Annotated in this window: 22 protein-coding genes; 9 read left to right on the top strand and 13 right to left on the bottom strand. The window is 37.0% G+C overall.

All coding sequences use genetic code 11. The features are described 5' to 3' along the window. Positions 1–201: 201 nt before the first annotated feature. The 4 genes from ADH51_RS09640 to ADH51_RS09630 are packed head-to-tail and all read left to right on the top strand — an operon-like array spanning position 202 to position 2338. Positions 202–822, top strand: a complete 621-nt coding sequence (locus ADH51_RS09640; RefSeq protein WP_223896469.1) for a hypothetical protein — start codon at positions 202–204, stop codon at positions 820–822. Positions 823–854: 32 nt separating this feature from the next. Next, complete coding sequence (locus ADH51_RS10240; protein WP_223896471.1) at positions 855–1133, top strand: hypothetical protein; 279 nt, start codon at positions 855–857, stop codon at positions 1131–1133. Position 1134: 1 nt separating this feature from the next. Continuing rightward, positions 1135–1926 carry a hypothetical protein gene (locus tag ADH51_RS09635; protein ID WP_038676904.1) on the top strand — a complete coding sequence of 264 codons (792 nt, stop codon included), beginning with the start codon at positions 1135–1137 and terminating at the stop codon, positions 1924–1926. Then, on the top strand, positions 1901–2338 hold the full coding sequence (locus ADH51_RS09630; protein WP_239682190.1) for a hypothetical protein: 438 nt from the start codon (positions 1901–1903) through the stop codon (positions 2336–2338). Before ADH51_RS09635 ends, ADH51_RS09630 begins: the two co-directional genes overlap by 26 nt. A 297-nt stretch (positions 2339–2635) precedes the next feature. Here ADH51_RS09630 and ADH51_RS09625 read toward each other — a convergent pair whose 3' ends face one another. After that, on the bottom strand, positions 2636–3244 hold the full coding sequence (locus ADH51_RS09625) for an NUDIX hydrolase (RefSeq protein ID WP_014635184.1): 609 nt from the start codon (positions 3242–3244) through the stop codon (positions 2636–2638). A 162-nt stretch (positions 3245–3406) separates the two neighbouring features. Between ADH51_RS09625 and ADH51_RS09620 the strand changes: the two genes are divergently transcribed. Genes ADH51_RS09620 through ADH51_RS09610 form a run of 3 tightly spaced genes read left to right on the top strand, consistent with a single transcriptional unit; the run spans position 3407 to position 5146 of the window. Continuing rightward, complete coding sequence (locus tag ADH51_RS09620) at positions 3407–3733, top strand: PadR family transcriptional regulator (protein ID WP_014632494.1); 327 nt, start codon at positions 3407–3409, stop codon at positions 3731–3733. Further along, positions 3720–4304 (top strand): DUF1700 domain-containing protein, encoded by a 585-nt coding sequence (locus ADH51_RS09615; RefSeq protein WP_014635185.1) that lies wholly within the window; start codon positions 3720–3722, stop codon positions 4302–4304. The genes ADH51_RS09620 and ADH51_RS09615 overlap by 14 nt, the downstream gene beginning before the upstream one ends. Continuing rightward, entirely contained in the window at positions 4301–5146 is an 846-nt protein-coding gene (locus tag ADH51_RS09610) for a DUF4097 family beta strand repeat-containing protein (protein ID WP_080730939.1), read from the top strand. Before ADH51_RS09615 ends, ADH51_RS09610 begins: the two co-directional genes overlap by 4 nt. Positions 5147–5183: 37 nt before the next feature. Here the strand turns inward: ADH51_RS09610 and ADH51_RS09605 are convergent, their stop codons facing one another. After that, positions 5184–7553, bottom strand: coding sequence for a YhgE/Pip domain-containing protein (locus tag ADH51_RS09605; protein WP_048676477.1), 2370 nt, complete (start codon positions 7551–7553; stop codon positions 5184–5186). A 128-nt stretch (positions 7554–7681) separates the two neighbouring features. Here ADH51_RS09605 and ADH51_RS09600 point away from each other — a divergent pair, with 128 nt between their 5' ends. Then, positions 7682–8221, top strand: a complete 540-nt coding sequence (locus tag ADH51_RS09600) for a TetR/AcrR family transcriptional regulator (protein WP_002885702.1) — start codon at positions 7682–7684, stop codon at positions 8219–8221. A gap of 76 nt (positions 8222–8297) precedes the next feature. On the opposite strand, the gene ADH51_RS09595 is transcribed toward ADH51_RS09600, so the two are convergent. Next, the gene (locus ADH51_RS09595; protein WP_022496154.1) at positions 8298–8660 is read right to left on the bottom strand and encodes a DUF1304 domain-containing protein; all 363 of its coding nucleotides are present in this window, start codon (positions 8658–8660) and stop codon (positions 8298–8300) included. Positions 8661–8775: 115 nt separating this feature from the next. Between ADH51_RS09595 and ADH51_RS09590 the strand changes: the two genes are divergently transcribed. Then, positions 8776–8964: a hypothetical protein gene (locus ADH51_RS09590; RefSeq protein WP_002885644.1), complete on the top strand. Its 189-nt coding sequence runs from the start codon at positions 8776–8778 to the stop codon at positions 8962–8964. A gap of 182 nt (positions 8965–9146) precedes the next feature. Here the strand turns inward: ADH51_RS09590 and rpsD are convergent, their stop codons facing one another. The 10 genes from rpsD to ADH51_RS09540 all read right to left on the bottom strand — a co-directional run bounded on the left by rpsD (position 9147) and on the right by ADH51_RS09540 (position 20304). Then, positions 9147–9758 (bottom strand): 30S ribosomal protein S4, encoded by a 612-nt coding sequence (gene rpsD, locus ADH51_RS09585; RefSeq protein WP_002885833.1) that lies wholly within the window; start codon positions 9756–9758, stop codon positions 9147–9149. A 197-nt stretch (positions 9759–9955) separates the two neighbouring features. Further along, a complete protein-coding gene (locus ADH51_RS09580; protein WP_002885699.1) occupies positions 9956–10258 on the bottom strand; it encodes a Veg family protein in 303 nt (100 codons plus the stop codon). Positions 10259–10283: 25 nt separating this feature from the next. Continuing rightward, a complete protein-coding gene (dnaB, locus tag ADH51_RS09575) occupies positions 10284–11645 on the bottom strand; it encodes a replicative DNA helicase (RefSeq protein WP_002892156.1) in 1362 nt (453 codons plus the stop codon). 43 nt (positions 11646–11688) lie between these two features. After that, on the bottom strand, positions 11689–12147 hold the full coding sequence (gene rplI, locus ADH51_RS09570) for a 50S ribosomal protein L9 (RefSeq protein ID WP_002885729.1): 459 nt from the start codon (positions 12145–12147) through the stop codon (positions 11689–11691). 1 nt (position 12148) lies between these two features. Then, positions 12149–14113: a DHH family phosphoesterase gene (locus ADH51_RS09565; protein WP_037602376.1), complete on the bottom strand. Its 1965-nt coding sequence runs from the start codon at positions 14111–14113 to the stop codon at positions 12149–12151. Between the two features lie 73 nt (positions 14114–14186). Then, positions 14187–16088 (bottom strand): tRNA uridine-5-carboxymethylaminomethyl(34) synthesis enzyme MnmG, encoded by a 1902-nt coding sequence (gene mnmG / locus ADH51_RS09560; RefSeq protein ID WP_048676472.1) that lies wholly within the window; start codon positions 16086–16088, stop codon positions 14187–14189. A gap of 8 nt (positions 16089–16096) precedes the next feature. Beyond that, positions 16097–16552, bottom strand: a complete 456-nt coding sequence (locus tag ADH51_RS09555) for an NUDIX hydrolase (protein WP_037602380.1) — start codon at positions 16550–16552, stop codon at positions 16097–16099. A 142-nt stretch (positions 16553–16694) separates the two neighbouring features. Beyond that, positions 16695–17309 (bottom strand): MarC family protein, encoded by a 615-nt coding sequence (locus ADH51_RS09550; RefSeq protein WP_037602382.1) that lies wholly within the window; start codon positions 17307–17309, stop codon positions 16695–16697. A gap of 19 nt (positions 17310–17328) precedes the next feature. Further along, positions 17329–18450 (bottom strand): tRNA 2-thiouridine(34) synthase MnmA, encoded by a 1122-nt coding sequence (mnmA, locus tag ADH51_RS09545; RefSeq protein WP_037602384.1) that lies wholly within the window; start codon positions 18448–18450, stop codon positions 17329–17331. Between the two features lie 144 nt (positions 18451–18594). Then, on the bottom strand, positions 18595–20304 hold the full coding sequence (locus ADH51_RS09540) for a membrane protein (RefSeq protein ID WP_048676468.1): 1710 nt from the start codon (positions 20302–20304) through the stop codon (positions 18595–18597). Positions 20305–20395 lie beyond the last annotated feature (91 nt).

Here is a 20395-nt window from a genome sequence, read left to right as displayed (position 1 = left end):
GTCTATGGGATGCTCTGCTAAAGTCCGTATCGAAGTAATCAACCTCTTCTATTTCAACTAAAATCTCATAATTTTGACCAAGATAATATTTAATTTCAGACGGTACTAACTTCTCTGATTCTTACTGAGGTAAAATAATTGAATTAAAAACCATGAAAATCTTATTTTCATGGTTTTTCTATTACTCAAAGAGGATCTCCTATGACAAAAATAGAAACATTTAGATGGCGTATGTGGCATGTTTATCTCCTTATTTTTATAACCATTCTACTTACAGGTACATTCGTTCGCTATGGTTATAGAATTCAGGCCGCTTATTCCTTAGACGATAGACTTTACGACTATACTAACAAAAAAGTTACTGTAACATCCTTTCAAAACGTCAAAATTGGAAACTTTAACGTTTTAGGTGTTAAGTTTGGAAATGAAAAAGCACTTGAGAGAAGTCAATTAGCCGTCGGTCGCTCCTATCTAGCCTTCCAAGAATCTAGGTATAAAGCATCTAAACACAAGAAGTACCCTAAAAATTATGATATTATCCACTATTATCAGCTTGGTAAAGATACTGGAAAAGGACACACTATTGATGTACTAGACCTTGCTAAGAAACTAGGATACGATGATCCCGGTTCTATGGATAATACCATGTACTCCGATGGTAGGGATGAGTTTGTGAAATTTTCATCCTATGACAACGAAAAAGTATTCTATGTCAATTTACGCACCCATAAGGCAACAAAACCAAACCAGCAAAAGTCAGTCAATACTACGAATTTGCTAAACCTTACCGCTATCTCCTTTCAAAGGATAATTTTTCTATAGGTCATAAAGATGATCCCCTCACTATCAACTCCATGCCCCTTATCTGGACCAAAGAAAGAAATTTTGCTGATTACAAAGATCAAGACGATAACGAATACAGTGACCAATCGCTCAAAAAAAGAGTCAGCCTAATTATCGTAACAACTGATTCACTTAATTTGGATGATGCCATTAAACTCCAAAAAGAGTTAACACCAGATAAGGAGGATATCTATTGGTATTTTACAAGTACTGATACAACGACTGGACACCTCGAGGAAGTTAAAAGTCAAAAAGATTACAACCTACTAGTTAAGGAGAGTCATAACTAATATGGTAAAAAATAACTTAAAATACCTTAAAATTACTATGCCCTTGATTTTATTATTGACCATGATTGCTATCTTTTTCTATTACAATGCTCAAGAAAATATTAAAGGGTTTTATAAAACTCGTGGATTTCAAGGAAAGGTGCAAATAACTGGTATCGGATGGGCAGATAAAATTACTTATTGTATGAATAAAGAAGATGAGGTTAAACATTACTTGATTTTCCATATTGATTATCAAGAAACCATTAATAACAAAAAAGAACATGTAAAGACTCAACTGCCTCTCCATATTCAAGATTTACTCTATCCTTACATTGCCAGTCCAACGGAAAGCGACTCAGATTTTAATCGCCAAAATAGTGAATATAAGATTTTACCTGATGAAAGAGAATATGGGGACGACTTTGTTAAAAAGTCTATTAAAATCAACCCTAGAAATCAAAAATTTATCAATGATATCTCTAAAGCTCTAAGATCCGAGAAAGATTTAAAAAATATTATTGTTCAGATAGAACCTGTACCATACACGACACTCTATACTTATGAGAGGGGACATTCTAAAGCGCTAGGTGGCTATTATGATTTTTCACTTAAAGATGCTCTACGAAACAAACAACTTACTGTCCAATTGAGTTTTCCTTCTGGTTCCACGACTAAAGAAATTGACTTACATTCTCAATTAGAACAGATACTTAAAAACTCTGAACTACCAGATGGATGGTATATCTTAAATCAAAATAACGACTTTCCAAAAGAGGTACATATTGATGACAATCAAATTAGAATTAACTGAAGAAAGAACTCAGAGAGAATTATCTAAGGAAGAATGGGCTTTTCCTATTTGGAGATGGGCGGCTTTCTCACTATTTGACACCCTAATCCTAGTTAGTCCCCTGACAAGAGAATTGATTTATCCTGGGGGGAGTGATTCTCGTTTTTACCTAGGTAAATCATTGGGTAACTTGATGCTAGATGATACACAACGCTTCATCTTTATTATTATCATTCTAACTCTGTTGCTACCTGCTTTTGCCTTAATCGTAGAAAGCCTATTATTTTCAAAAGGACATCCTCTACTTTCAATGATATGTAGCTGTCTAATTTTGTTAGTGCAACGGTCCTATTTGTCTATAGTCTCAGTATTGTCCCAGATTTTTGGAGCTTTACAATTTATAGTTATATGCTTTACCTTCTCTTCAACATAGGTAACTCCCTCAGAAAAATCAATAGAATCATCAATCTTAGGCAGAATAACACCAAAGCATAACAGCCTCTATCTACATAATACTCCCCTTTTAGTATAGGAATGACACAAATGAAACAAAAAAATCTTGTCTACTCTGAAGTTGACCACCTAGCTAAAAGCTTCCATATTAATTTTGAAAATCATTTTAGGAATACTCTAGACCCCTGTCTCAGAAATAAATTTCACTCCTTTTGTAGCAAATAAACAATTTAATTAATAGTAAAAAAATCAACATATTACCGTTGATCTTTTATTTTTACTCTAAATCTTTCAGAATATCTGTAAATCTGTGTGTAAACATAGCTGTCATCCCCCATATATTTTCTGTCAAGTTTCTGTAAAAAGGAATATGACGTTCACTATACCCAAAATTGTATTTTTCTCTGTTTTTTACCAAGAAAAATGGGAAATCTTTCGCATCACTCAAGGTAGAAATCACTTTATAATAAATCGGATTCTCTGTCAACAACGTGTCAACATAGATTGTAAACAACCGTTTCACCTCTTCATTTGGATGAATATCCTCCCAATTTTCTATATTTATCTTTCCAACAAAGCAATGGATGGTTCTCCCCTGATGAATCAGATAATCAATCTCTCCCCAAATGTCAATTTGATCAGGAAATAAGTTTAATTCCTCACAAGTTTCTCGTATAGCAGCTTCTTGAAAAGTCTCACCTTCTTCGACACGGCCACCAGGAAAAGAAACCTCACCTGGTTGAGAAATATGCTCACTTCGTACTTGGTAAAGGATTTGATACTTATCAGTTTTTACATCATATATCAAGGGTAAAAGCACTGCATAGCGTCCTTTCTCCCCTAGTGGCTTTGGCTCGTAATGAGCTAGTTTATCTTTAATAGTCATAAGAACTCCTTGACTTCATATTATCATAAAAAAGAAGTTATCCCTATTATATAAATTTTTTATATATAAAATATTGACATATCTTTCTAAAAGAGATACACTCAATGTGTAAAATAATTATATATAATTTTTATACATATCCTAAAAGCAAAGGAGCACATTATGTATTTTCCAACATCGTCAATCCTGATAGAGTTCCTAATACTAGCTATTATAGATAGAGAAGACTCTTATGGCTATGAAATTAGTCAAACCATTAAGCTTGTGGCTAATATCAAGGAGTCAACACTTTATCCTATTCTAAAAAAGCTTGAAAAAGCAGGCTATATGACCACTTATAGCCAAGCATATCAAGGGCGTAAACGTAAATATTACAGTATTACCCAAGAGGGAAAAAATCATCTTCAATTTCTTAATGAAGAATGGTTAACCTATAAAGAAACCCTCGATGGTATTGTAGAAGGGAGATTAAGACATGACAAGGACTGAATATATAGCCAAATTAACAAAATATCTACGAAAATTACCACAAAAGGACTATGAAGAGGCTCTCGAATATTTCATGGAATATTTTGAAGAGGCTGGACCTGAAAATGAAGCTCAGGTTATTGCAGAATTGGGTACACCTAAGGAAGCAGCACATGAAGTCATTAGTCGTCTTCTAGACGAAAAGATTATTGAGGAAAAGAGTAGCTTACGTAATAAAACAACTATCCTCTGGATTGCGATTCTAGCTGTTTTAGCCAGTCCAGTCGCCTTACCAATTCTACTATTCTTCCTAGCTATGCTATTGACACTTCTTGTGGTTATTTTTGCAGTTATAGTGACTGCCTTAGCTCTTACTTTTGCCTTACTCATTAGTGGTATTTACACTTTCTTTACAAGCTTCTCTCTCTTAAATGTTTCACTAGCTTCAACACTGTTTGGAGTGGGTCTAGGTCTATTGATGTTTGGAGGAGCACTCTTACTGCTTTTGATTTCATTTGAAATCTGTAAACTTATTGTAAAGCTAATTACCCTATTGATTAAATGGCTCATCAAGAAAGGAAGAAAATCATGAAAACTTGGAAAAAGATTGTCCTCGGAGTGTCTCTTATCTCTCTATTTTTAGGAGGAGGATTAGTAGCTTGGGGTTATAGCCAAGGTGGCTTAACAGATTTACAAAATAAAACTATAAGTGAGCAAGATTATGTCAAGAAAGAAGTTAAGGACTTCAATAAAATTGATATTAAAAGTAGTAGCTACAATGTGCTTATAAAAAATGGTGAAGTTGACAAAGCAACGCTTTCTTACTACCAAAAAACAAAAAATCCAATTGACACATCTGTAAAGGATGGTCAATTGACTATCAATGATAACAACTCTGAATTAGATTCGACTTCTAACAAACATATTAACTTTTTCGGATTAAAAGATTTAGTAAGGCTTTCTACTCTCAACAAGGAAGTCAGAAATAAAACCATTGTCATTACACTCCCTAAAAAACAAACGATTGATTTTTTAAAGGTTGATTTAGCAACTGGAAATCTAGATTTAAGTAATAGCACCATCAAACAAGCAGACATCAATCTAAATGTAGGGGACCTAACTTTTACTAAAATGATTGTCAGCAACCTAAAAGCTAATCTTGATGTTGGTAGTGTTGATAGTGATCATACACTTTTTACTAACTCAGATTTATCTATTGCAATGGGAGATTACTCTGGAGATAACCTGATTTTCAATGGTCACAATAAACTTGATGTTACATCCGGTGATATTGAAATAGCTCTTAAAGATTACACGCTCAATGTTCAAGCCGATAGTCATTCAGGAGAGGTGTACATCACAAATAACCTTAAGATTTCAAAGGATAACACACTAACTATTACCTCAGACCTTGGTGATATAACTGTTGAATAACATAAAAAGCCAGCTCACATTAGAGCTGGCCTTTAGTTTATTCATTTTCAGACTTTGGTCTATAAATAATAATACCTACAACTACAAAAATAAGTAAGAAAATGAATAACATACGTACTTGATCTGAGATCTGTCCTGTCATTGAAATAGTTTGACGAAGACCTGATACGGAGTAGGACATTGGTAAGAATGGTTGGACGACCTTAAAGAACTTAGGACTAAGTTCAATTGGATAAGTCCCTGCACTAGAACCTAGCTGCAAAAGGAGCATAATCATAGAAGCAAATGCACCATATCTATCATCCCAACCCACAAGGGCTGTAACGAGCGCCATTAAAGTCCATGCTGCAAGGAGAATCATACCAAATGTAGCTAATGGATGATTTGGTTCAACTCCCACAAATCGAATGGCAATATAAAGGGCAATTGCAGACATAGTCGTAATGATACCATTGATAAAGAACTTATTCTTAGCCCAATCAAAACGGCTCGTAAAGTTTCTTCCCGTCAAGCTCTTAGCAAAGATAACATTAGTTGAAAGAGCGACAACCATAAGAGAAACAGAAATCATATATGGAGCCATCCCCACACCATTAGTGTCAACCTTATCCTTATCAGTTTTCTTCTCTTTAAGCGGAGCACTAACCATTTTTGCATTGTCTGAGTTTACAGAAACAAGAGATAATTGCTGATTAGCCTTATTTAATGAATCAGACAATGTAGAAAGGTTAGTTGACAAACTTGTCAATCCATTTGTTAAGGTATTTCCGCCCGTTGCTAATTGTTGAGCACCTGTATTGAGAGCACTTGTACCACTCTGAAGAGTAGCAAAACCAGTCATTAAACTACTACTGTTAGCATCTAGAGTTTGAGCACCACTGGCAATCGTTGACACTGCACCAGTATAAGTTGACAAACCAGTTGAAAGTGCACTTGCACCTGTTGCTAGAGTATTTTGAGCGGTTGATACACCTGAAGCCACTTGAGTTGCTCCTGGTGATAATTGATTGACAAGTACTGAATTGACATTAGCAATATTAGCTTGCATTGATGATACCGTTGATGAAGCTACAGGGAGAAGAGCATTCGCCGAACTTGCAATGCCTGAAATAGACGTTTGTAGAGAAGCCAAACTACCTGAATCTCCGCTACTAGTTGTTGTCGTACCTGTCAAGCTAGATAAAGCAGTTGACATACTTGACACATCAGATGCAATAGTTGAAGCATAACTACTAGCTGTAGAGCCTGCATTACTAATTGCCGATGTAATCTCCGCTTGTTGATCTGCCGTCAAGCTTTGATAAGCAGCTGTTCCTTGTACCGCAGCCAAATCATTTGCTTTATCAGTTGCACTAGCTGTAGCTATAGAGCTAGCTGCAGAAGAAATATTTGAAAGATAAGTCGCTATTGAACTTGTATCTACTGATGTTGTTGATGTTCCACTTGGTAATGATGTGTTACTTACCGCTGTATTAAGATTTTGAATTGCTGTATTTAAATCAGTTAAATTAGTTGACAGGGTTGACAACTGTGCTTGCTGTTCTTCAGATAAACTTGTTGCTGTAGCCATTTGACTGAGCGCCGTTGACAAAGAATCTGCACCCGTAACTAAGGTATTCATGGCCTCTGCTCCTGATACAAATTGACCTGCAGCAGAGTTAACAGATTCAGAGTTAGCGTCTAATTGTGACAAAGCGCCTGACAAAGTTGACACGCCTGAAGTATAGGCAGACGCGCCTGAACTCAAGGTATCAACACCTGTAGCCAATGTTTGTGTAGATCCAGCAAGAGTTCCTAAGCCATTTGATAAGGTCTGACTCCCAGACTGAAGTGCGCCTGCACCTGCATATAATTGACTAGCCCCATTCGCTGCAGTTCCCATACCACCCTGAAGTTGAGACATACTCCTAAATACAGCTCCAACATAAGTTGACGTAATATTTTTAGAAACGGTATCCTTCAACTTAGACATGGCAGAGTCGCTCATTTTTGAAGAAACGAAGCTATGTCCTGCTGTTGTTTGATAAGAAATTTCCAGTTTCTTAGGATCATTTGTCAAAAGACTTGCTGCATTACTTGAGAGGTTTTCTGGAAAAGTGATTACCATATAGTAATCACCATCCTCAATTCCTTTTTGGGCTTCATTTTCAGTCACAAAGTGATAGTCTAGATTTTTGTTTTTAGACATATTGTCTACCATATCATGACCAATATTCAGAGTCTTATTCTGGAAACTAGCACTCTTATCTTTGTTCACTACTGCCACTGGTAAGTGTTTGACATTACCGTAAGGATCCCACATAGAAGACAAAAAGATTAAATTATATAAAGCAGGTATCAATGAGACACCAATAATAGTTATCCAGAGCTTTGGACTTTTAAGAAGAGCCTTTAATTCTGCTAACATATTTCTCCTTTTTAGACATTGTGTTTATTTTTATGATATAATCAATTATAAACTCATTTACCTGAAAATCAATGTTAAACAATCGATTTTTGGACACATAGTCTAAAAGTGTATAAAAGGAGATTTGTATGTCAAAAGATCAAAGACGCGCGCAAACAAAAAAAGCTCTTTTAGATGCTTTGGTAATATGTCTTGAAGACCAAGATTTCAATGATATTACTACCATTCGTCTGGTTCAAACAGCTGGGATTAGCCGTTCGAGTTTTTATACCCACTACAAAGATAAGTATGAAATGATTGATAGTTATCAGAAAGAACTTTTCCACAAGCTAGAGTATATCTTCGATAAATATGAAGGAAAGAAAGAGGGAGCCTTTCTCGAAATCTTTGAATTTCTCACTCGTGAAAAGCTCCTATCAGCTCTATTGTCTACCAATGGATCAAAAGAAATTCAAGATTTTCTGATACATAAACTTCAGCGTATGATAGCTGAGGACTTCATTGATCCCACTGCTGAAGAAAGAGCTCTCAAAGGATTCGAGAAAGACTATGCCAGTATTTATTTTGCGCATGCTATTTTTGGCGCTTGTCAAGCCTGGATAAATAAAGGAAAAAAAGAATCACCTCAAGAAATGACAGACTTTCTTCTACGATTTATTCCACAATAAAATAACTTCAAAAGCATAAAAAAGCTGCAAACCATTTCAATAGTTAAAGCAGCTTTTTTCTTTTACAATAAAATCCTTAAAATAAGGGAATGATAAGTGAAAGCAAGGTCAAAATTGCGGGTCCGCCTTGCGTTAAAATAATTTTCTTATTGGCAGTTATAGCACCATAAATAGCAGCAAAGAAAACATTGAGTACAAAAACAGTTACAAGTAGCTGACTATTTGTACAAATCCCATACAAGAGGAATACAGCAATCAAACCATTGTAAATTCCTTGATTTTTAAATAAGTTTGTAACAGAATCACGTTGAAGTTCTTCTTTGCTCATATTGAAAACACGACTAGTCGTGTCTGAATGTGTCGCAAAAGTTTCCAAATACATGATATAGAGATGCTCCAAAGCAACAATCCCAGCTAAAATTAGTGTAATAATAGACATAGTAGCCTCCTTCTTAAGTAACTTTGACAGTATATCAAAAGTAAACCTTTAAAACAACATGCATGCTTCATACAATTCGAAATATGGTAAAATAAAGAATGAAAGAGAGGTTCTTATGACAAAGACAGAAGTAATCCAACGTCTCCAAAAAGATCTGGGAATTCCCAGATTTCAGGCTTATATAGAGGATAAAGATTACTCCGAAGAGGAGTACGACCAACTAAAAAAAGATTTTGAAGCCTATTTCACTAACTACGTTTCAAATGTTTCAGCAGATTTTGAAGGCGGATTGGATAATAAATAATTTATACCTGAAAATCATCTATTATCATATCCCTCCCCTAGTCACTTGTATTAGACTAGGGACTTTTTTATTAGAAAACAAACTTGTAACTAAACAAATAACTGAACAAACCTAGAAATCAATGATTTAAGATAAACAAAAAAGCCCATAACAACGGGCTTTTTGCAAAATGAATTTTAAAATTAAAGCATTTTGTTGTAGAATTCAACGACAAGTGCTTCGTTGATTTCTGGGTTGATTTCATCACGTTCTGGAAGACGTGTCAATGAACCTTCAAGTTTTTCAGCATCGAATGATACAAATGCTGGACGTCCGATAGTAGCTTCTACTGCTTCAAGGATAGCAGGAACTTTAGCTGATTTTTCACGAACTGAGATTACTTGACCAACTTCAACGCGGTATGATGGAATATCAACACGTTTACCGTCAACAAGGATGTGACCGTGGTTTACGAATTGACGTGCTTGACGACGAGTAGTTGCAAGACCGAGACGGTAAACAACGTTGTCAAGACGACGTTCCAAAAGAACCATAAAGTTGAAACCAAGTGTTCCACCTTTAACTTTAGTAGCTTGTACGAACAAGTTACGGAATTGTTTTTCACCCAAACCGTATGAGAAACGAAGTTTTTGTTTCTCAGCCAATTGCAAACCGTACTCTGAAAGTTTTGAACGGTTGTTTGGACCGTGTTGACCTGGTACGTAGTTACGACGTGCCAATTCTTTACCTGTGCCTGTAAGTGAGAAACCAAGGCGACGTGATTGTTTCCATGATGGACCTGTATAACGTGACATTAATAATGTCCTCCTATAAAAAATATTTTTAGGAAATAACGTTTTAGATAAACCTGATTCGTTCAGAAAGACTTCGCCCAAACAGCAAAGGTTACTTTTCTAGCCGACTTCCTGTTGACGAGCTTCATTTTATCCTGCTATTATTTCACATACTTTAACATTTTACCACGAAAAAAAGCCCAAGTAAAGGCTTTTTCTTATTTATTTTCGATTTCAGCTTGTTCCTCAGGACTCAAATAACGAATGAGAGTCTTCTCAGTCAAAATATCTGAATAAGTGTAAGATTCAACATAACTATTATTAATAGCTCCTGCTTGAGAACTGAAGTCTTGATATTCAACAATAAACAATGATGGATAAACTTCTGTCAATCGACCAATTTTATTCTTTTCACGTTTACGTCCATTCTCTAGGGTCAATTCTACTAGCTGACCTTCATGTGACTTAATAGCTTCCTTGATGTTTTTCATCTTAGCAACATCTGCAAATGCATCACTCATATATATATCTCCTTAAATCTGAAAATTATGATTCCTCAAACTGAGCAATCGATGAAAATTTATTGTATTCTTTTTGGAATAGTAACTTGACTGTTCCACGCGCACCAGCACGATTTTTTTCTAGGATAACTTCGATGGTATTATCTTCAATCGCATTTTCTGGTTCTTCACCCTCTTTTCGGTAGTAATCATCACGATACAAGAAGGCGACAATATCGGCATCCTGCTCGATAGATCCTGACTCACGGATATCAGATAAGACTGGACGTTTGTCCTGACGTTGTTCAACCCCACGAGATAACTGACTCAAGGCAATTACAGGAACTTTGAGCTCCTTGGCCAGGATTTTTAACTGTCTTGAAATATCTGAAACCTCTTGTTGGCGATTTTCTGGTCGCGTACCTGTAATCAACTGCAAGTAGTCAATCACAATAAGACCAAGACCACCCTCTACTTCTTGTGACAATTTACGGGACCGTGCACGAATCTCAGTAATCTTTATACCAGGGGTATCATCTATGTAAATCGGTGCCTCAGCCAGTGCTCCTTGAGCAATCATAACATTATTCCAATCTTGCTCTGTCAATTGACCTGTACGTAAAGCATGAGAATCAATCATCCCTTCAGCTGCCAACATACGATCAACCAAGCTTTCTGCACCCATCTCTAATGAAAAGACTGCAACAGCTTTATTTTGCTTGGTGCCAACATTCTGAGCAATGTTCAACACAAAGGCTGTTTTACCAACTGCGGGGCGAGCTGCTAAAATAATTAATTGATCAGGGTGTAAACCTGTTGTAATCTTGTCAAGGTCACGGAAACCTGTTGGTAATCCTGTAACATCTGATGTTTGCTGGGAACGCATCTCCAAGGTATTAAAATTAACGTCAAGAACTTCAGATATTTTGCGGAAACCACTACGATTACTATGCTCTGAAACATCAACCAAGGCTTTCTCAGCATTCGCAATAATTTCATCAGATTCCGTTGCGCCCTCATATGCTTGGTTGACAGTCTCTGTCAGCCTATTTATAATACGTCGAAGCATGGCTTTCTCAGCCACAATCTTAGCATAGTACTCAGCATTTGCGGATGTTGGGACACTATTGACCAAATCTACAAGATAAGAAATACCCCCTATATTTTGGAGGTCATCTTGGTCATCTAAAATGGTACGTACTGTCGTGGCATCAATGGCATCATTTCGATCCGACAGCGTTACCATTGCTTTAAAAATGACACGATGGGAATACTTGTAAAAGTCGTCTGCTTCGATAAATTCTCGAACTGTAATCAACTTTTCTGGGTTAATGAGAATAGCCCCTAGAACAGACTGTTCCGCTACTAAATCATGAGGTTGTACTCGTAATTCTTGAGCCTCTGCCACAATTATTCCCTCCTTTACAAGATTTACTTATAGTGTCAACGAATTACTCAGCACTATTTTTGATGTTAAGTTTAATTTGTGCGCTAACTTCTTTATGAAGCTTTACAGGAACCTCAATCAGACCAATCGCACGAATAGGATGTTCAAGTTCAATATGACGTTTATCAACTTTTATACCAAATTGTTTTTGAAGTCCTTCTGCAATCTTTTTGGCTGTAATTGAACCAAAAGTACGTCCGTCTGGTCCGACCTTCTCAGTAAATTGAAGACGATTTTCTTCTTTTTCAAGTTGCTCTTTAACTTGCTTCGCTTCAGCCAACAACTCTGCTGCATGTTTTTCTTCAGATTTTTGCTTGCCTTTCAACTCACCGATAGCTTGGTTTGTCGCTTCCTTAGCAAGATTCTTTTTAATCAAGAAGTTTTGAGCATAACCTGATGGTACTTCTTTAATTTCGCCTTTTTTACCTTTACCTTTAACGTCTTGTAAGAAAATAACTTTCATTTTAGTCCTCCTTGGGAGCCAACTCTCCCATAATAGTTTCAATCAATTTATTTTTTGCTTGAGCAACACTACAGTCTCGCAATTGGCAGGCAGCTAAGTTAAAATGGCCACCACCACCCATTTTCTCCATAATACGTTGTACATTAATCGTTTTATGACTTCGAGCAGAGATATTCACAGTAGAATCGCTTGTCCTAGCGACAACAAAAGTTGCTTCAATACCTGCCATGGCAAGCATCGTATCTGCTGCCTTAGAAATCACAACATTATTATAACATTTAGGATTATCACCTGAGGCAACAATGATATCATCTGTAATACGTTCACCTGAGAGAATTAGCTCATTGATACGTCGATACTCTTCAAAATCAGTAGCAGAGATTGTTTGGATTTCTCCACTGTCACTTCCTAAACTACGTAGATAAGAGGCGACATCAAAGGTTCTACTAGTCACACGAGTTGAGAAATTTTTAGTATCTAGCATGATACCTGCCATAAGGATAGAGGCTTGGATTTTACTCAAACGTTCTGGGGCACCTTGGAATTGCAACAACTCCGTAACCAATTCACAGGCTGAGCTTGCCCCACTTTCAATAAAGGTCAAAACAGCATTTTCAGGAAAATCGTCATCTCGACGGTGATGATCTACCACAATAACTTCATTAAATCGATCATAAAAATCCTTAGACAAAGTTAAATTGATTTTAGAATGGTCAACCATAATTAGTAATGACTGTTGGTTGACTAACTCTTCAGCCTCTGAAAGTGTAACAAGAGGTGATTGACCATCTTCTTTTAAGCGTTCGACCGCACGCTCAATATCTGCATTCATAGCCGTATCATCGTAAACAGCATAGCTTTTTCGAACAATTTGACTAGCAAAATGAGCCATACCGACAGTGGCCCCTAGGGCATCCATATCGAGATTCTTATGTCCGACAACAAACACTTTTTCGACTGTTTTCAACTTATCTGAGATTGCAGTCATCATAGCCCTTGTTCTTGTACGAGAACGTTTTACTGTTGAGACAGAACCTCCTCCAAAATAAAGAAGTTCCTTGTGATCATCGTTTTCCTTGACAACAGCTTGATCTCCACCGCGAACTAGTGCGATGTTCAGATTCTGCAAGGCAACCTGACCGATTTGATCATGCTTAAGCGTGCCGAACGAAATTCCCATGCTCAAAGTCAGTGGTAAACCACGCTCTTGAGCCTGCTGACGAAAGTCATCCAAGACAGAAAACTTTTGATACATGAATTCTGTCAAGACACTGTAATTGGTGAAGAAGTAAAAACGATCGCCTTCAATACGTCGATAATGAATATGCTTAGCCTTAGCAAACTCAGAAATAAACCCTGCCACGAATGTGTTGATTTTTGAAACATCGGCATCGGGTAAACTTCCTGTCACATCGTCGTAGTTATCAACTGAAATAATCCCGATAACAGGACGAGTCATATTTGGATCAGCATTTTCATCTTGATCATAAACATTGTCAATAAAATATGTCAACTTATTGTCAAAATCCACAAAAGCGGCATATTTATTGTCACCAACGGTTATCACATTCGAAGGCGAACCTTTTCGTTTCTGGGAAATAAAATCCGCAATCAACTGTTTATTGAAATTTCCATTTTCATCCGAAAGTACTAGCTTCGCATAGGGGTTGAACCATTCAATATGATCGTTCTCATCAAAAGTAATAACCCCAACAGGCATCTTTCCGAGAAGGGTCTTCAAAGAATCTTCAACATCCTGATTCAGTTCATCTAATTGCTCTATTTCTAAGGACTCATATGTTGTCTTTTGGTAATGCAATAAGGCAACAACTACTACCATAATAATAAAAAGCGCAAAAATGAGGGCAGACTCCGATTTTAGTACGCGAACAAAAATAGTAGCAATTCCAAAAAGAATTAACCCAATCATTATAAGATGAATCGTTGCAAAGTGAAATCTTTTCATATAAAACCTCTTAATCTAACAATTATAACATAAAAAAGCCTTAATTAAAAGGCTTTTAAACGTGTTACCACCGTTAATCTACTTTTCTGCGGGCCTTATTATTGCCTTCAAGATAAACCATCAGAATTGAGATATCTGCTGGATTGACCCCTGAAATACGACTCGCTTGACCAATGGTCTCAGGATTGATTTTCTCAAATTTTTGACGAGCTTCAGTAGCAATAGAATCAATAGCATCCCAATCAATATTTTTGGGAATCCTCTTTTCTTCCATACGCTTCATCTTAGCTACTTGATCCAAAGCTTTATTGATATAACCTTCGTACTTGATTTCAGTCTCAAGCAACTCTATAATCTTAGCGTCCAAATTTTCTGCAGCTGGACCCACAAACTGAGTAGCTGTGGCGTAATCAATCTCTGGTCTACGCATAAACTCTTTAGCTGTCATGGCATCTGTCAATGGCTTAAAGCCTAGAGCTTGAATTTTCTCATTCGTTTCTTTAATTGGTTTTAATTTTTCTTTTGACAAACGTGTCAACTCGCTGTCAAACTGATTTTTCTTAATTTCAAAGATATTCCAACGTTCATCGTCAACCAAACCAACTTCTCGACCAATAGGTGTCAAGCGCATGTCAGCATTATCATGACGTAATATGAGACGATACTCTGCGCGTGATGTCAATAAACGATATGGCTCCAAGGTTCCTTTCGTGACAAGATCGTCAATCATTACACCAATATAGGCATCACTACGTTTGAGAATAAGCTCAGGTTTACCTTGGACTTTCAGAGCTGCATTGATACCAGCAACTAGACCTTGACCTGCTGCTTCCTCGTATCCAGAAGTTCCGTTGGTCTGTCCTGCTGTAAAGAGACCTGAAATTAACTTCGTTTCAAGTGTTGCACGTAATTGATGAGGGAGCACGATATCATATTCAATCGCATAACCAGTTCGCATCATCTCTGCCTTCTCGAGACCTTTAATTGAGTGAATCAACTCTTTTTGAACATCTTCTGGAAGACTAGTTGACAGGCCTTGCACATAGACTTCTTCAGTCTCTCTTCCTTCAGGTTCAAGGAAAAGTTGATGGCGATTCTTATCGGCAAATCGGACAATTTTATCTTCGATTGATGGACAATAACGAGGTCCTACACCCTTGACAATACCTGAAAACATTGGTGCACGGTGTAAATTATTATTGATAATATCGTGGCTCTCTTGATTCGTATAAGTTAGCCAACAAGGTATTTGATCCTGAAGATAATCTTCATCTTTCGACAAGAATGAAAAATGATTTGGTTTTTCATCACCTGGTTGAATTTCAGTTTCTTCGTAATTAATTGATGATGCCTTAACACGAGGAGGGGTACCCGTTTTAAATCTTCCTATTTCAAGGCCAAGATCCCTCAAGTTATCTGCCAATGTAACAGATGCAAGGCTATTATTAGGACCTGAAGAATATTTGAGCTCACCTAGGATAATTTCACCACGCAAAGCCGTTCCTGTTGTTACAATAACCGCTTTTGCTCCGTATTTTTGATTTGTGGCTGTTCTGACACCAACTACCTTACCATCTTCAACAAGAATTTCATCAACCATTGACTGACGGAGAGTTAAGTTTTCCTGACGCTCAACTGTATGCTTCATCGTCATAGCATACAAGGCTTTATCTGCTTGTGCACGTAAAGCTCTGACAGCAGGTCCCTTACCAGTATTCAACATTTTCATTTGAATATAAGTTTTATCAATATTTTTACCCATCTCTCCGCCGAGGGCATCAATCTCACGGACAACAATACCCTTGGCCGATCCTCCAATAGAAGGATTACATGGCATAAATGCCAGCATCTCTAGGTTAATAGTCGCTAATAAAACCTTACATCCCATGCGGGCTGCAGCTAGGGAGGCTTCTACACCAGCGTGACCAGCTCCGATTACAATAATATCGTACTCTTCTATAAAATTATAAGTCATTTTTTCTCCTACTCTTTAAGATGAATGTGTCGCAATTGTCCGTCCCATTCTGGTAAGGCGGCTTTTAGAAATGCCGGTTTCAGATTAACAGTATGTAGGTCATCTAAAGCAAGCCACCGGCAAGGTAATGGCTTCGCCTCTTCTTGCATGGTTAAAGGGGCATCTTCTAGCAAGTCCACTAAATAATGGAACTCGATATTATGATAATGGACCCCAGTTTGTTCAAAGCGATTTTCAACAATGAAAGCTAACTGAACAGCTCTAGATGCGACACCAAGTTCTTCTCTTACTTCTCGAACCACAGCATCTTCAGTAGCTTCATCCACTTGAATAGCACCTCCAATTGTATAAAAACTGTCCTCATCTTCTACGACTAACAAGCGATTGTCTTTTACAATCAAAGCAGTCGCTCTCACACCAAAAACAGTGGAATCAATTTTCGTCCGAAAATCCTGATGTTGCATTTTTTCCTCCCTTAAAACGACACAAAAATAGTCAAAACTCGCAAGAAGTACAGGGCAAAAAACCTGCAACATCCATGAGCTTTGACCATCATGACTATTGTTAAAGTTATTTTATCAAATCAAATCGTTTTGTCAATGCAAATCACTGTTTGATCAAGGTCTGCACACTGACGATAATCATCTGTATTCCTATCGAGAATAGTAAAAGTCCCATCATTTTCGTTATAATTTTCATCAAATTTTTTCCCAAGAAGCCTGCAATTTGCTTTGCACTTCTTAGTAGGAGATAAGTGATTACACATAGTATAGCAAAAGCAACTACGGTTATTAGTTGATTCCGCAAACCTCCATTAGCCAAGCTTAAGGCAGTTGTAATTGTTCCTGGTCCTGCAAAAAGCGGCATTGCAAGAGGAGAAATAGCAATAGACATTGGATCTGAATTTACTGCTTGCTGCTCCATTCCTTTATAGCTAGGTGAATGATTACCATTAATCATATGATAACCGATAACGGCCACTAATATTCCACCAGCAATTCTGAAAGAAACAATTGTAATTCCAAATACTTTAAAAATGAAATCTCCTGAAAAGATAAAAACAGTTACAATAACAAAGGCAATCAAAAGACTCCTAAAAGCAATTTTTCGTGAAATTTTTTGGCTATCATCTGCTACTAAAGCCATGTAAGCAGGAAGATTTGAAATTGGATTCATTATAGCGAAAAATGCCATAAATGCAAAAAACAATTGTGAACTCATCGTTATTACTTAACTCCAGTTAGATATACTGACAAACTTTTCCGTCTTTATACGCTTGGTCAATAATACCGCCGCCCAAACATTCCTGACCATCATAGAAAACAACAGCTTGACCAGGTGTAATAGCACGCTGAGGTTCAGCAAAAACAACCTCTGCTTTATCCCCCTTAACCTTTACAGTAACTTTACTATCAGGTTGACGATAACGGAATTTTGCTGTGCATTCCATTTCAAATTCTTCTGGCATATCTCGAGTAAAGTGAATCATTGAAGCGTCAAGTGAAGTTGACATCAACGACTCATGGTGGAAACCTTGACCCACGTAAAGAATATTTTTAGAAAGATCTTTCCCTACTACAAACCAAGGAGCATTATCGCCACCTTTTTGACCACCAATACCCATACCCCCACGTTGACCAATGGTGTAATACATGAGTCCGTTATGTTCCCCCATATCACGACCATCGACAGTCATCATACGACCTTTTTGAGCTGGCAAGTATTGGCTAAGAAACTCTTTAAAGTTTTTCTCACCAATAAAACAAATTCCTGTCGAATCTTTTTTCTTGGCTGTTGCAAGACCTGCACGTTCAGCAATCTCACGAACTTCTGGCTTTTGTAGATGTCCTAAGGGAAACATCGTTTTCTGCAACTGCTCTTGTGAAAGTTGACTAAGGAAGTAGGTTTGATCTTTATTATTATCTGCACCACGCAACATATGGACAATGCCGTCTTCATCGCGAACAACTTGAGCGTAATGTCCTGTAGCCACATAATCTGCTCCCAATGTCATCGCATAATCTAAGAATGCCTTAAACTTGATTTCCTTATTACACATAACGTCTGGATTAGGGGTACGGCCTGCACGGTACTCTGCTAAGAAATACTCAAATACACGATCCCAGTACTCTTTTTCAAAGTTGACAGAGTAATAGGGGATACCAATCTGATCAGCTACTGCTGCTACATCTTTATAATCTTCGGTTGCTGTACACACACCAAACTCATCTGTGTCATCCCAGTTTTTCATGAAAACACCGATTACATCATAACCTTGCTCTTTTAAAAGTAAGGCTGTCACTGATGAATCAACGCCACCACTCATACCGACAACAACACGTGTTTTTGAATTATCAGTCATAGATAACTCCTCCCATCAAATAAAAATTAACATAGACTTGAAGGGTCTAGTTATTCAAATATCGATTTGAAGGTCGATTTTGAAGCGTAAAAGCACGCAAGCTTAATTATATCATGATTAAAGAATAATGCAAAAAGGTTACCACTAGGCAACCTTTTTTATACTTATTTTTGTGTAAAGCCACTGTAAACCTATTACTCCCAGAACTATTATTGGAATCACTAACGCTACAAATAGCCATCCTGGCTCCTTATAACTTAATAAAAGTTTATTTTGTCCTTCTTGTGAGGAAACGGTCGGTGTACCAATCGTTGACAAGTCATAGTCATCCTTGTCTAGTTCTTTACCATTTAGTGTCAAGATAGAATCTTTATAGACAACTATCGGTAGATTCAGTTCCTCCCCATCAGCAGCCTGCCAAGTTAATACAAGATAACCATCTTCGAGTAGCTTTTCTGCCTTCTGATTCGTAACGATATTTTCGTAATAAAGATCATAAGTGTTCTGCTTACCTATTGTCCCATAAATAGGTACGTAATCTGGTGTGGGTTTGACAACTAAATTTAAAAACTGTGACAAGTCACTGTCATTCATGGTAAGACTTATCGTCTGATAATCTCCTTCAACGTAAGTATGTTTAACAATGGAAATAAGTTCACCATCTTGTGCCGCCGTTTTTACACGATCGGTAGTATCCATCATGTTCTGAATAAGACCAACACCCGCAAAGGCAAAGAGTAAAACAGCAATACTTTTTCGCCAGTTTACAAATCGCGTGACCGTTAACCCCGTAATTGCTAAAAGTAAAATAGTGGCAGGAACAAAGAATCTAAATGGAAATTGAATCAGTTCAGCAAATGTATTTCCATTTTCTACTAGATACTGCCACGGAAAAAGACCTGTCGACAAGAAGAAGAAGACAAAATAAATAAAATGTAGTATTTTTTTCCATCTAGCAAATTTCTTCCAATTCAAAACAGCGTAAAGAAACTGTAAAATGAGTAACACCATTAAAGAAATTGGAGTATATAGCCAGTATCTTGCTGTTCCATCTATCCCATTCTTACCTATTTCTCTATTTATAAATGGATCTAAGAGATGATTAGTCCCTCTCAAATATAGGAGTACTAACCAGACATTGACAGTCAGTAAGAGGAACAAAATGACTGCTATAAGGACTTGTACGAAGGTTTCCTTTTTCTTAGCTATAGGAGACTTTACAAAAGTGTAAAGATAAAAAGGAAGATACATCATCACTAATATCAAAGCACTGAGTACGTGAACCTGAAAAATCAATGCCATAGATAAGGCAAGTCTAATTGGTTCTACTTTTTGATAAAAGACATAGTGAATTGCCGGAATAAAACAAAAAGGTAGTAATGCTGCTCCCCAACTAGAGAAACCCTGACGCATCGTCCAGTATTGGATAGAGAATGTTGTCGCATAGAGTAAACCTAGTGACAAGGCAATGTTTGTCTTAACTTTACACTGCTTGAGCAAGGCATACATTGAGGACTCAGCTAGTATATGTAGTAATACCCTTGACACAATCTGATAACGAAACCAAGTGCGACTTATTAAAATAAGCCCTCCTTGTAAATAGGCAAAAAAAGGACCGTAAAGAGCATTGACAATGCGGCCTGACTGTTGGAATCCATATAAAGATAAAAAGTAAGAAAAGTTACCATTTTTTAGTTGCATAGCAGCTTCATAGAACCTGTTATAGTGAAAGATGGAATCTGAACCTAAAATGACTTTTCTTGTAAATAGTTGTGGTGTAACCAATAACACAGCAAAAGCTATAATAATAAGAGAAACCCACAACTTTTCTCTTAATTTAAAAATTTGTTTCATTGCTATACCTTTCATTCCTATTATAACAAAAAGCTCTATAAAACATATTACCTACATCCAAATTAAAAAGCTGAGAGTATGCTCCCAACTT

The sequence above is a fragment of the Streptococcus sp. 449_SSPC genome (assembly GCF_001073005.1).
GTDB lineage: Bacteria > Bacillota > Bacilli > Lactobacillales > Streptococcaceae > Streptococcus > Streptococcus salivarius_F.
This window is presented reverse-complemented; position numbering and strand designations above follow the sequence as displayed.